8 protein-coding genes are annotated in these 12915 nt (G+C 67.0%); 3 read left to right on the top strand and 5 right to left on the bottom strand.

The window, feature by feature from the left end; translation table 11 throughout:
• Nucleotides 1-85: 85 nt before the first annotated feature.
• On the bottom strand, nucleotides 86-3112 hold the full coding sequence (locus HV793_RS13810) for a sensor histidine kinase (protein ID WP_175213354.1): 3027 nt from the start codon (nucleotides 3110-3112) through the stop codon (nucleotides 86-88).
• A 525-nt stretch (nucleotides 3113-3637) separates the two neighbouring features.
• On the opposite strand from HV793_RS13810, the gene HV793_RS13815 reads away from it, so the two are divergent.
• Both HV793_RS13815 and HV793_RS13820 read left to right on the top strand, forming a co-directional pair.
• Nucleotides 3638-3994: a hypothetical protein gene (locus tag HV793_RS13815; RefSeq protein WP_175213355.1), complete on the top strand. Its 357-nt coding sequence runs from the start codon at nucleotides 3638-3640 to the stop codon at nucleotides 3992-3994.
• A 117-nt stretch (nucleotides 3995-4111) separates the two neighbouring features.
• Nucleotides 4112-4822 carry a response regulator gene (locus tag HV793_RS13820; protein WP_175180924.1) on the top strand — a complete coding sequence of 237 codons (711 nt, stop codon included), beginning with the start codon at nucleotides 4112-4114 and terminating at the stop codon, nucleotides 4820-4822.
• A gap of 20 nt (nucleotides 4823-4842) precedes the next feature.
• Here HV793_RS13820 and HV793_RS13825 read toward each other — a convergent pair whose 3' ends face one another.
• Nucleotides 4843-5541: a response regulator gene (locus HV793_RS13825; RefSeq protein ID WP_175213356.1), complete on the bottom strand. Its 699-nt coding sequence runs from the start codon at nucleotides 5539-5541 to the stop codon at nucleotides 4843-4845.
• A gap of 134 nt (nucleotides 5542-5675) precedes the next feature.
• The gene (locus HV793_RS13830) at nucleotides 5676-8717 is read right to left on the bottom strand and encodes a hybrid sensor histidine kinase/response regulator (RefSeq protein WP_244958642.1); all 3042 of its coding nucleotides are present in this window, start codon (nucleotides 8715-8717) and stop codon (nucleotides 5676-5678) included.
• Between the two features lie 194 nt (nucleotides 8718-8911).
• On the opposite strand from HV793_RS13830, the gene HV793_RS13835 reads away from it, so the two are divergent.
• Nucleotides 8912-10150, top strand: coding sequence for an EAL domain-containing response regulator (locus tag HV793_RS13835; RefSeq protein WP_175213357.1), 1239 nt, complete (start codon nucleotides 8912-8914; stop codon nucleotides 10148-10150).
• Nucleotides 10151-10192: 42 nt separating this feature from the next.
• Here the strand turns inward: HV793_RS13835 and HV793_RS13840 are convergent, their stop codons facing one another.
• Together HV793_RS13840 and HV793_RS13845 are read right to left on the bottom strand one after the other, a co-directional pair.
• A complete protein-coding gene (locus HV793_RS13840; RefSeq protein WP_175213358.1) occupies nucleotides 10193-11665 on the bottom strand; it encodes a hypothetical protein in 1473 nt (490 codons plus the stop codon).
• Nucleotides 11666-11853: 188 nt separating this feature from the next.
• Complete coding sequence (locus tag HV793_RS13845) at nucleotides 11854-12780, bottom strand: LysR family transcriptional regulator (protein WP_175213359.1); 927 nt, start codon at nucleotides 12778-12780, stop codon at nucleotides 11854-11856.
• Nucleotides 12781-12915 lie beyond the last annotated feature (135 nt).

Raw genomic sequence — 12915 nt, forward strand, 5'->3', positions numbered from 1 at the left:
CGGCCGGGTCTGTCGTCCCGGGCAGGCGGCCAAGACGACGTTATACGTGGCCGCGCTGCGAAGGACAATTGGCAACACCCAGGATTCAGCGCAAGGCGGCGCGCGCGGCGGTCTCCAGACTTACCAGGCGTTCATGGAGCTTGCCGCGGTCCTGGGCTGCCGCATACTGCCCCATCTGCATGCAGAGGTCGGCCACGGCGGTCTTTCCTATCATGGCGAACGCGCCGCGGATCGAATGGCATTGTTCGCGCACGCCTTGAAAGTCCGCTCGCGCCAGCGCGTCGCGGATGGCCGCCAGCGAGAAGCCCAGGCTGGAGTCCAGCGCCGCCAGGACGGCGGGATCCGGCGGCAACGCCGCCGGTTCGGCAAGCGCCGCGGGCTCTTCATTCAGCCGCGCCCGCGGAATGTGCTCGCTTATGATGCGCCGTAGCGTACGCAGCGACATGGGCTTGAGCAGCACCGCGTCGAAGTCCGCCTGACTGTTGTGCAGTTCGTCCGGCTCCACGTGCGCCGTGACCGCGACGACCGGCAGCCTGGGGCCGCGTTCGCGCAGGAACTGCGCCAGCGCATAACCGTTGATCTCGGGCATGGAGATGTCCGTCAGCACCATGTCGTAGCGGCGCATCTTCACGCAGCGCATCGCCGCCGCCGCTCCTTCCGCCGCGTCTGCCGCGACGCCCAGAGCGGCCAGCTGGTCCAGGATCAGTTCGCGGTTGGCCGGATGGTCGTCGACCACCAGCACGCGGATGTCCTGAGGCAGGGCGTCGGGCGCAGGCGTTGCGGGGTCGTACGCGGACGGCGCAGCGTTCAGCGTTTGCGCGCAGGGATGCAAGGGCAGCGTCACCGTGAATATGGCGCCCCCGTCGGCGGGGCAGGCGACGGCGATCGTGCCGTCCATCATTTCCACCAGCTTCTTGCTGATCGGCAGGCCCAGCCCGGAGCCGCCGTAGCGGCGGTTTATCGAGCTGTCGGTCTGCGCGTACAGCGTGAACACGCGATCCGCCTGTTCGGGCGTCATCCCGATGCCTGTGTCGCGCACGCGCATGAGCATGGTATCCGCCAGCGCAGGGTCGCGCGCAGGCTCGACCGTGATTTCCACTGCGCCCGCGTCGGTGAACTTGAGGGCATTGCCGACCAGATTGACCAGAACCTGACGTATCCGCGTCGGGTCGCCGGCATAGATCTGGGCCACCTCGCTGCCCACAGTGGCGGACAGTTGCACTCCCTTGGCGAGCGCGGCGGGCTTGAACATCGCGACGACCTGGGCGACAAGCTGCGGCAGGTCGAACGGTATGCGCTCGACCGTCATCTGCCCCGACTCCATGCGCGACACGTCCAGAATGTCGTTGATGAGATCAACCAGTGCGCGCGAAGCGTTGCGGACGGTGCGCAGACGCCCGCCCTGGCCGGCGGGGGCCGGATCCCGGTCCAGCAGTTCCAGGTGGCCCAGGACCAGGCTCAGGGGAGTGCGGATCTCGTGGCTCATGCTGGCCAGGAAGACGGACTTTGCCCGCGCGGCATCGATCGCGGCGATGCGCGCGTCCTCGCGCTTCTTTTCGATGTCCTTGCGGGCCGTGGCGTCCGAGAAGCTGCACAGCAGCACGTCATCGCCGTGATAGCGGGTCTTGACGATGTTGACCAGCAGTTCGCATTCGCGGCCATCGTCCAGCGTCAGGGTAAGTTCGCGGTCGCGCTGCAGCCAGGCCTCGCGGTCGCCGCGGGCGTGGCAGTCACGCAGCAAGGCATGCAGCGACACGCCTGGCGCGGCGCGGGCAGCGTAACGCTGCATCATCGCGTTTTGCAGCAGCGCCTCGCCGCTTGCGCAGGACACCAGTCCCACGCCGAACTGCGCCGATGCGATGATGGAGCGGTTCATGTGCTCGCTTTCAAACACATGCTGCGAACGGCGGTACACGGGGGCCAGGGCCTTGCGGCTGAACCACAGCAAGAGCGCCCAGAGCGTCCCGAGCAGCAGCACGGTTACGGTCAGGTATAGCGTGAGGCTGGGCAGAAGCGCGGCGGCGACGGTGCGCCAGGAATAGGCATACACCAGGGTCCAACCGGTATCGAGCAACCGCGCGCCGACGCTGAACACGCCGTCCTGATAGCGCGTCAGGGGTTCTTGCGCCGCTTGCTTCCACGGATGCGACGCCAGCGCGATCCGGCTGGGCGTATCCAGGCCTGCGGCGGATTGCGCGCGGTCGGACTCGAGCAGGATGCCGCCATTGCCGTCGACCAGCGCCACGGCGGTGCCCGCGGGGATGTCATCCAGGCGGGCTGCCAGGGCGCTGACGGGGTAGTCGCTGACGAAGATCATGAACGGCTGGGGCCCGTCGAACGCGGGTTCGACCAGCTTGATCACGTTTTGGCCCGTCAGCGGATTGATTGCGGGCGGCTGCCAGAGGATGCGCCGGCTGGTCTCCCATTGTTTGGCCACGGCGGGATCGGACAGCATGCCGAGGTCATAGGACAGTTGGCCGATGAGACCGGCGGTGTCCGCCGCGCCCAGGTGCTCGAGCAACTGCGCATAGGGCGTGGAGGGCGCGGGCATCAGGGCCAGGAAACTCAGGTCCGGACTGTAGCCGTAAGCCGTCAGCGGCAGCTTTCTTTCGCGCTCGCTGGCCGTCGCGGTGAACGCCTGCAGTTCCGTCATGCCCAGGTAGCGGGCGTAGCTGGTCGGGGGCGAGGCGGCCGTGACGCTGCCGGCCGCCAGAATGGATGGCAGGCCCGCGCCGACCTGCAGCCGCGCGTGGCCGCCGCCAGCGCGGAAAGCCGCCTCGGTTTCGGGCGTGGGCGCGGGGCGCGCCTGCCAGAGCAGCTCCGCATGGATGACGCCGCGCCGCATGGCCGTCTGCTTGCCTTCGAGGTCCAGCGCCACCTGGGACTGGTGCGCGACGAGTTCCGTGTGCAGCCTGGAGATGGCGGCATGCGCGGAGTGATAAAGCACCAGGCACGCCGCGACCACGATCAGGACGGACAGCACGATGCCGCCTCCGAACAGCATCACGGAGTGATAGCGGGCGAGGAGGCTGAGTTCCCTGGCATGTCGCGCACCAGCGCTGAGCAGGTTTTGAGGATCGCCAAGGCTGGCCGTGGCGGTGGTATTCGGCATATCGGTGTATCGGTTGGGACTGCGCGCGCGGATGTGTGGCGCGCGCGATGCAGAAGCGAAGAATCCCATGAAATTCCCGCTTGCTATCCATTTTCAGGGCTATATTTGCATTTGTTTTCCAGTATTCGGATTCGTCCTATATCAATGGCTTACGAACTAGGACACGGCTGATGAATTCGCCCCTGGACAGGACTGCGGGCAGGGCACGGACGGCTACGCTGGCTCAGGCTCGGAGCTCGCAACGCAACTCCATCGCACCGCAGCGAACCGCCTGTTCCGCTCAAGCCCGCACCGCCTGTTTGCCCGGCGTCAAGGCCGGCTTCGAGGCGGCGTGCAGGCCACGCTTCGCGCTTCCAGACTTGCCGCCGCGCAAGAGACTGTTGTGCCACGTCCGGGGCGGCGGCTCCGCGCTCTCAATTCCGAGACCTGGCAGTCGTTATCCGGTCATGAATGAAGAATATGCGGCGCCCTTGCCGCATTTGTTGAGGAGTTGACATGAGGCATCCTGCGAGGATTTCTGTTCGTATGGTCATGGCAAGCGTGTTGGCGGCGGGCGTGATGCCCTGGGCGGCGCATGCCGCCGGAGGGACGGTCTCGTTCACCGGCGGCATTTCCGCAGCTTCATATACGCGCACGCTGGCGCCGACGGCGGCAGGTGCCGCCATGCAGTTCCAGGGCGCGCGCGTCGAGCGCAGCAGCGCGACCGTCAGCCTCGTCAATCTGGACGCATCGTCATATGCCCTGGCTTGCGCAGGCATGGGCAAGCAGCAGGCCGAGACCTGCCATCTGCCCGCGGGCGGCGGCGCGCTGGCCTTGACCGCAAGCCGGACGCATCCGCCGGCCGGGCCCGCCAAGGCGGTCGTCATGCTGGCCTACGACTAGCCGGCGGCTGGCAGAGCCCGCCGTGGTCGGGCGGGCTCCGCCTTTCAATATTCGCTGACGCCATTAGGGCGAATACAATGCAGCGCCCCGGCAGCGCGCCGGACCAGAGGGTCGGACATGGACGAATTCAAGATCAAGGTGATGCTGGCGGATGACCATCCCGGCATGGTCGCGGGCGTACAGCACGCGCTGGCCGAAGTGCCCACGATTGCGCTGGTGGGCGCGGCCGCCAACTCCACCGAGCTGGTCGCATTGCTGGACCGTACGCCCTGCGACGTGGTGGTATCCGACTACTCCATGCCCGCGGGCGATTTCGGCGATGGAGCATCGCTGTTCGGCTTGTTGCAACGGCGCTATCCGCAACTGAAGCTGGTGGTCCTGACCATGCTGGACAACGCGGCGGTCCTGCACACGCTGGTCACGCTGGGCATAGGCGGCATCGTCAGCAAGTCTGACGCGCTGGCGCACCTGATACCCGCCATCCACGCCGCGCATACCGGCGGCAAGTACTATTCGCCCAGCGCCAACAAGGTAATCCAGGGCATAGACTGGAACCGGCGGGGACGCAATCCAGAAAGCGTGTTGAGCCAGCGCGAATCCGAGGTCGTGCGGCTGTATGCCTCGGGCCTGACGATCAATGAAATCGCCGAGCGCCTGCATCGCAGCAAGAAGACCATCAGCACCCAGAAGGCCAAGGCCATGGAAAAGCTCGGCATCGAACGTGAGGTCGACCTGTTCCGGTATGCGATGGAGAACGGCCTGACAGCCACGCTGGCCGCGGACTCCGCGTCCCCAGTGCAGGAGCCGGCGGAAGGCGCGCAGGGTTGAGCCCAGTCGCTTGCCCCGGCTTATGACGATGCAGGCGCTTGGTCCATTGCGCCTGCGGGGCTTCCCGACGGATTGGCGCTGATCAGTCCCGATTCGATGCCGTAGCGCAGCAGTTCAATGTCGCGCTCCAACCCCAGCTTTAGCATGGCGGTGCCTTTCTGCGTACTGATGGTCTTCTTGCTGCGATGCAGGCGCTCGGCGATTTCGTTGATTGTCAGGCCGGACACGAACAGGCGCACCACTTCCAGCTCGCGCCGGGTCAGCATGTGGATCCCATAGTCGCCGCGGTCCAGCGCATTGGCCAGATCGGCGATGCGCGGCGAAAGATAGCGGCCGTTGGCGTGGGCGCCATGTATCGCGGGCAACAGGTGATTCAACGAATCGGACTTGCTGAGGACGGCGGGAATGCCCAGGTTCAATAGCGAATGCACGATGCCGGGGCTTTCCAGCATGGTCAGCACGACGATCTTCAGGCCGGGGTAGCGCTGGCGGATCAGGCCGAACAGGGTGATGCCGTCGCCGAAATGGCCGCCCGGCATGGAATAGTCGGAGATCAGCACCTCGCACGGATGCCGGCTCAGCATCTCCATCAGCTCGGTGGAGTCGCGGGCCGCGCCGATCACGGATACGGTGCTGCTGGATGCGAGCGTGTGTTGCACGCCGGCGCGCACGGCGGGATGGTCGTCGGCGACCACGACGCGTAGATTCAGAGGCTTCATGATGGAACAGGGTGGGACCAGGCTGGCGAGGCGGCCAGGCGCGGCGAGGCGGCGCAGGACAGACTGTAGAGGCGCGTGGTCTGGCGGATAAGCAGCCGAGTCCGATTGCAGGCCCGGTTCGGATAGGACTAAGCCTATTTTTCGGCGTCGCGGGGGTGGCGCCCTGCGAGGGCTGCCAGCGCCATGGGTTCGAACACGTCCAAGGCCTCAGCCAAGGCATCGGTGCGCCGGTTGCGCGCCAGGTCTTCCATCTGTGCGCACCGGTCTGCCAGCGCCGTTTCGTGAATCATGGCGTAGGCCCCGCGCAGCGAGTGCAGATGCGCTCCCGCCTCGGGCTCGGCGGGCGCATTGCCGGTTCGGATCGCCGCGAGTTCCTTGCGGATGGCTGCGAGCGACTGGTGCAGCGACCGCGTCAGTGCCTCATGGACTCGCGCAGGCAGCGGGCCTTGTGCGATCTCGTCCCGGGCGCGCGGGCGCGGGGCAGGCGCCGGGGCGCCGCGCAGCAGGCGCCGGATGGCGGCATCCAGCTTGTCCAGCAGCAGGGGTTTGACCAGCACCGTGTCGATGCCGGCGTCGCGGCATTGCTGGTGCTCCTGCGCGCCGACGTGGGCGGTGTAGGCGATGATGGGCACTTGCGCGCCTTGCGCGCGCAGGCAGCGGGCCAAGGCATAGCCGTCCATGCCGGGCATGTTCACGTCGGTGATGACCAGGCCGTAGGCCTGTTCCATGAAGCGCGCCAAGGCCGCGCTGCCATCCGCCGCCAGGTCCGCCTGATAGCCCAGGGTCTCCAGCTGTATTTTCATGAGCTCGCGGTTGGCGGGGTTGTCATCGATCACCAGGATGCGGGCGGCAAGCGGCTGCTCCGGTTCCAGCGGCGCCGTGCTCGCCGGAACTGCGGCATCCGGGGCCTCGGCGGGTGCGGGGGGCAAGGGGAGCGTGACGAGGAAGGTGCTGCCTTCCTGCGGCTTGCTGGTGACGGCTATGCTGCCGTGCATGAGCGTGGCCAGCCGGCCGCATAGCGCCAGGCCCAGCCCCGTGCCGCCGTAGCGCCGGGCGATGGAGGAATCCGCCTGGGTGAACGGCCGGAACAGCACGGCTTGCTGCGCCGGGGTCATGCCGATGCCCGTGTCGCTGACGCCGATCACGATAGGGGTGTCGGGCGCATCGTCGTCCTGGCGGTAGACCTCAAGAAGCACATCGCCGTGGGATGTGAATTTGATGGCGTTGCCGACCAGGTTGAACATGATCTGGCGGATGCGCGTGGGGTCGCCCAGATAGCGGGGCGCCAAGCCGTCGTCTATGCTGCAATCCAGCTCCAGGCCCTTGGCTTGAGCGGCCGGCGTGAAAACGGCGACGACTTGCCGGGCGGCTTCCGCGAGGTCGAAAGGAATCGACTCGACGCTCATCTGGCCGGATTCGACCTTGGAGAAATCCAGAATGTCGTTGATGATCTCCAGCAGCGTGGCCGAGGAGGACGTCACCGCCCGCAGGCGCTCGCTCTGGGCAGGCTGCAGGCCAGAGCGCTCGAGCAGTTCGAGATTGCCCAGGATGGCGTTCAGCGGCGTGCGGATTTCGTGGCTCATGGTGGCCAGGAAGGCGGATTTGGCCTGATTCGCCGTGTCGGCGGCGACGCGGGCTTCGTCCAGTTTCTGTTCAAGTTGCTTGCGGGCCGTGATGTCGGTGAAGTTGCACAGCAGCACGTCCACGCCCTGGTACTTGGTCCGCACCGCGTTCACCAGCAGATCGCTGTGGCTGCCGCCGATGCGTGGATGGGCCAGTTCCAGCTCGGCGTGCCAGCCGGCGGCGTCCGAAGCGCCGCCATACAGGGCGAGCAGACGCGCATGCAAGGGCGGGCTGCCGGGCGCTGCGCTGGCGGCATAATCCTGCATGACCTCGTTCTGCAACAGCACTTCGCCCGTGTTCAGCGACAGCAGCGCAAGGCCCGAGGGCGCGGTGGCGACCATGGTGCGGTTCAGGTTCTCGCTTTCGAATATGCGCTGTGAGCGGGCATAGCCGGGCTTGAAGACCTTGCGGTCGAGCAGCAGCAGTACCGCCCAGACGAACGTCACCATCAGCAGCGTCGCGAGCGCGTAGCCGGCCAGCCTGGGCCATAGGTCGGCGACTATGGTGCGCCAGGAAAAGGCGTAGGTCAGGCGCCAGCCGGATTCGGAAACCTGGTCGCCGAGGATGAACAGGCCGTCGCGGTAACGCACCTCCGACGGCGCGACCGGATCCGATCGCGTTGCGTCCAGCATCCTGGCAGCGATCTTCGCGTCTTGCTCTTCCATGGCCACAGGCAGGAGCTGGCGCCCGTCCTGGTCGACGATCAGGGCTGCCTCTTCGTAGCGCGTTGTCGTCAGATAGGCGTTCAGCGTATCGGCAGGATAGATGGCAACAAAGATGGCGAATATGCGGCCCTGGCTGCTTGCGGCCTGGTACAGCCGCAGGGACAGCTTGCGCGTCAAGGGATCGACGGCGGGCGGCAGCCAGCGCGGTCCGCCTGCCGCCATCAGGCGCTGCTGGATCTCGGGCGATTCCAGGTCGCCCAGGTCGGGGGCGATCGTCCGGATCAGTTCCGCGACGTCTTTCGCGCCCACCAGCGCCAGCGGATCCACGGTGTCGGACATGGGACCCACGCCGAGGAAGCTGCGGTCGGGGCTGTAGAAGAAGCCGCTGACCGAAAGCGCCTTGGCGTAGGCCGCAGCGGAATAGCTGATCTCGTCGGTCAGATGCAGATAGGGCAGGTAGGCGGCGGCGGGCCGGCCGGGTTCGATGTCGGCCAGGGCCACCACCGGAGGAAAGTTGGGGTTGCGCTGGAATTCCATGCGCCCTTGCAGGCGCGCGAAAGTCTGCACCAGGTCGGGGGCCGCGGACGACACGCGTGCGGGCCAGGCGTACTCCTCGTGCGAAAGACCGATGCGGAATGCGCCCTCGCGCACGCCCAGCGCCGTCTGCAACAGCGCTTTGCGCACCACGAAGCCGGCATAGCGTTCCGCGACGTAATCCTTGGCTTGCGCGAACAGCATGACGCCAGCGACTGTCAGCAGGACCAAGGTTGTGACGGCGCCGCCCACATATAGCAGCGCCCGTTGATAGCGGTTCAGGATGCTGATGGCGCTGCGCGATGGCCGGCCGGCGGTCTCGGGCTCAGGGGCGTCTTGGATCTGCGCGGCCATGCTGGGTTCGGCTCCGCCGGAATGGGTGACGCCATGATAGAGCCAAACAGGCCGGAACCGGCAATATAGGACTCGGCTGATTTCCGTTCCCGGCGGCGGGTGGAACAATGAATTCGTCGGCAGTTCGCTGCCTGGCCTTCCGCCCGCAGGCGCCTCGCCGCCGCGCCATGGGCGCTTCGTTCCCCGGGACCATCATGCTCAAATCCGCCCTAGTTGTCGACCAAGACGAATTCCAACGTGCCGCGCTGGCGCGGATGCTGGGCAAGATCGGCGTGCCCGAAGTGGCGACGGCGCACGACGGCGCGTCGGCCGTGGCGGCGATCCAGCAGCAGCAATGGGATCTGGTCATTGTCGATCTGGACATGGCGGACCGCACCGGGCTGCAGATGATCGATGCGCTGGCCGATGCCGGCGGTTGCGGCGGCATCGCGATCGCCAGCAGCCATCCGACCCGGATCCTGCAGGCGGCGGCGACCTACGCCCGGAATCGCGGCCTGCCCATCATCGCCGCGCTGGGCAAGCCGCTGGAGGCGGCCTGCCTGATTTCGATGATCGAATCCCTGGCCCGGACCGCGCTGGCCGATGGCGAGGCGACGTTGCGCGCCGCGGCGCAGAGCAGCGGCGTCGCGCTGGCTGGCCTGGACGCCGAACGTCTGCGCCGCGCCCTGGCGCAGCGCGAGATTGCTGCGTACTTCCAGCCACAGCATTGCGTGTCGACGGGCGAACTGCGCGGCGCTGAAATGCTGGCGCGCTGGGTCGCGGATGACGGCGTGATGATTCCTCCGGCCGCTTTCCTGCCGGCTTTCGAGGCGGCGGGCTTGCTGGGATCGCTGACCGACTACATGTTGGCGCGCGCCTTCGAGGCGCAGCGCGAACTGGGCGGCCGGCCCGATTGCGTCATCAGCATCAACGTGCCCGCGGCCGTCGCAAGTTCCATCTGCTGGGCCCAGGACGTGGCCGACCGGGCCGAATTCGCCGGCGTGGATCCGAGCCGCATCGTCATCGAGATCACCGAGGACGGTGGCGCGCGCTCCAACGGGGCGCTGGCGGGCGCCATCACGCAACTGCGCTTGCGCGGCTTCAGCTGCGCGATCGACGACTTCGGCACCGGCGACTCCTCGCTCGACCGGTTGCTGTGCGCGCCTTTCGACGAATTGAAGATCGATCGCGACATGATCGCCCGGGCGCGCCGCCATCGCCATGCCCAGGATGTCCTGGCCTGCACCGTCGAGATGGCGCGGTCGCTGGACATGACGGTGGTGGCCGAAGGCATCGAGAGCCAGGAGGACTACGACATGGTGCGCGCCTTGGGCGCGCAGGTCACGCAAGGGTACTTCCATGGCAGGCCGATGCCGCTAGGGGCATTCAGCCAGTACGCGCTCAGCCAGGGAGTCATCGGGCATGGGATCCTGCGGATGTACGCGAACGCCTGAAGCGGGCCGTGTACCGTATCGCAGGCTGGTCGCAGATAGCGATCAGGCCCCCGCCAGCACCACCAGCACCGCCAGGCACAGCAGCAGTCCGAACGCCGCCAGCGCGTAGGGCAGCAACTGCACATACACGCCGCGCTCTTCGCCGCGGCCATGCGCCAGGCCTGCCGCGATCGACATCCGCACCGGTGAAAAAATTCCCATCGACGTGCCCGACACATGCAGCAGCGCGGCCGCAGCCGGCACGCTCAGGCCCGCATTCAAGGCCAGCGACAGTTGCGCAGGCATGAAGAGGCTGTTGGGCGCGTTGCCGCTGTTGGCCAGGATGCCGAATACGCCGGCCAGCAGCGGCGTGATCAATATGGTCCAGTCCTTCAGGCTGGCGAACAGGCCGTCGGCATACGCTTGCGAGATGCCGGCGCCGGCCAGGACTTCGGCCATCATGGCGAACAGGAACACGGAGTACACCGCGTGCCGTCCCGTGGTCCAGGCCGCGCGCGCCTGCGTCGCGAGCAGGTCGCGCTGGCGGCAAATGGCGGCCATGAGCACGGCGCCCACGATCAGCCAACTGCCGGCATGCAGCAGCGGCATCCAGCCGGGCAGGTCCGGGAACGGCTTGAACGCAGCCAGTCCGGCCAGGCCGCCGTTCAAGCCTGGCAGCAAGCGCGTGGCCACCAGCCAAGCAATCATCAGGATATAGGGCAGCGCCTTGCGCGCCGCCGCCATCATCCGGAGCCGGTCGGGCCGGCGGTCCAGCAGGAAGCGCAGCACGATGAGCGGGCCGTAGGCCGACAGCAGCGCGGTTTCCGGTCCCAATAGCGCTGTCGCGGCGCTCAGGGCGGCCAGGCTCGCGATCATCCAGACGGCTTCGCGCACATGCTCCGCGGATTCAGCGCGCAAGCCTGCGCGCCTGGCGGTGCGCCAGTACAGCAGCATCCACAATACCGTCAGCAAGGCGACCGGCGCCATGCCGTACAGCGCCAGCTCCGTGGCCGGGACGCGCGCATAGGCCGACGCCAGCAGCGTGCCGCTGCCCATGGCGCCCCAAGGGATCAGGGTCTGGCTCAGCAGCGCAAACACCATGGTTTCGCGCGGCTTCAAATTCAAAGGCCGGATCAGCAGCACCGTTCCCAGCATGCCCACGCCGAAGCCAGTGGCCGCTTCGGCGAAAGGGCCGACCAGGAAACAGGCAAAGAACAGCAGCCGGCGGCGCGCCAGCGGATGGGCCAGTGCGGTGTTTGCGCCGTCCGCCGCCGCGTGCGGCGCGCGTCCTTGTGCCGCCATGTTCCAGAACAGCAGCCCGCCCAGGATGTACGGCGTGATGATCCCGCCTATCCAGAGGCCGCGTTCCAGCGCCACCCCGAGCTGGCCGGTGGTGAAGGAGGCGGGCGCCGCATACAGGGCGATGGGCACGGCGGCCAGCAGGCCCAGCAAGGCGGCGGCCGTGGTGTTCAGGCGTCCGCTGGCGATGGCGCCGATGACGGCCAGGGCGGGTAGCGACCACAGTAGGTACATCATGGATTGAGCGTGTGCATGGCGGGGTCCGGGACAGGCTTGGCGCGTAGCAGTGTATGCCGAGAGCCGCGCCGCGGCGGTTCATGCCTGCCCGATCGCGGGGTCTTTTGGAAGGCGCGGCAACCGTACGCTGCGTCCCGCGTCTGGAACGCGGGACGATGATAAAAATGCCGCAACCTGCGGGGGCGGGTTCAGAAGTCCAGCGTGGCGTGGGGCCAGTGCTTCGTCGCCACCAGCTCGCGCGCTACCTGGCGCAGGATCTCGACCGCCGCCTTGGTGGCGCGCGAGGCCGGCCGATCCGAAGGGTGGGCCAGGATGCGACGCAGGCTGAGGCCGTCGATGGGCTGAGCGGACAGGCGGCCTGCCTCGATGTCTTCCAGCACGGTTGCGGCGAAGTGCACGGTCACGCCGACCTTTTCCTTTATGAGGCGCTTGGCGACTTCCATGGTTTCGACTTCCACCACCGGATTCAGATGCACCCCGGCGTGCGCCGCCTGGGCCTCGAGCTCGAGCCGCACGCCGGACTTGGCCAGGCCGGTCATCACCAGCGGCAGCTCGGCCAGGTCGCGCACGCCGATCCGCGCGGGCCGGGCCTTGCGATGCGAGGGCGGTCCGATGAGGCACATGCCTTCGGTCAGGAAGGGATAGGTGAGCAGGTTGGCGACGGGAACCGGACCGTTGAGCATGGCCAGGTCTACCTGGCCCTTGAGCAGCATTTCGTGCAGCGTGGGAGAGAAGGCTTGAACGAAGCGCAGCCGGACTTCGGGGAGCTGTTCCTGCACGGCGCGAGTCAGGGGCACGGCCAGCGTCATTGCGAGTCCGGGAGAAAGACCGATGACGACGGGGCCGCTGGGATGGCGTTGCAGGGCAGACATGTCCTGCTTGAGCTGTTCGGCGTAGCGCAGCAGGAAAGAAGCGCGTTCCAGCAGGAAGGCGGCTTCTTCGGTGGGCGACGCGCCGCGCGAATGGCGCACGAAGAGCTGGACGCCGAGCTCTTCTTCCAGCAGCTGGATCTGGCGCGTAAGCGCGGGCTGCGCCACATGCAGGACGCTTGCGGCGCGGCCGAAATGCCCCTGGTTGGCCAGAACGACAAAGTAGCGAAGTTGCCGCAGATCCATTTCCGTAGCAGCCCTATGTGGCGGATTGAGTCATAACAAAATTATATGGGAGCGGTAAGAAAATGGTAGTGGACGCTGCATCGGGGTGAGCTTTAACTTGCATCAGCCGCGAGAAAAGCCGCAGCACCTCTCTCT

The sequence above is a fragment of the Achromobacter aegrifaciens genome, assembly GCF_902859965.1.
In the GTDB taxonomy this organism is placed as follows: domain Bacteria; phylum Pseudomonadota; class Gammaproteobacteria; order Burkholderiales; family Burkholderiaceae_B; genus Achromobacter; species Achromobacter aegrifaciens.

Bases quoted from the DNA above. Each gene is read 5' to 3' on its own strand.
- HV793_RS13845 (WP_175213359.1), bottom strand. From the start codon at position 12,780: ATGGATCTGCGGCAACTTCGCTACTTTGTCGTTCTGGCCAACCAGGGG.
- HV793_RS13835 (WP_175213357.1), top strand. From the start codon at position 8,912: ATGCTCAAATCCGCCCTAGTTGTCGACCAAGACGAATTCCAACGTGCC.
- HV793_RS13810 (WP_175213354.1), bottom strand. From the start codon at position 3,112: ATGCCGAATACCACCGCCACGGCCAGCCTTGGCGATCCTCAAAACCTG.
- HV793_RS13840 (WP_175213358.1), bottom strand. From the start codon at position 11,665: ATGATGTACCTACTGTGGTCGCTACCCGCCCTGGCCGTCATCGGCGCC.
- HV793_RS13815 (WP_175213355.1), top strand. From the start codon at position 3,638: ATGGTCATGGCAAGCGTGTTGGCGGCGGGCGTGATGCCCTGGGCGGCG.
- HV793_RS13820 (WP_175180924.1), top strand. From the start codon at position 4,112: ATGGACGAATTCAAGATCAAGGTGATGCTGGCGGATGACCATCCCGGC.
- HV793_RS13825 (WP_175213356.1), bottom strand. From the start codon at position 5,541: ATGAAGCCTCTGAATCTACGCGTCGTGGTCGCCGACGACCATCCCGCC.
- HV793_RS13830 (WP_244958642.1), bottom strand. From the start codon at position 8,717: ATGGCCGCGCAGATCCAAGACGCCCCTGAGCCCGAGACCGCCGGCCGG.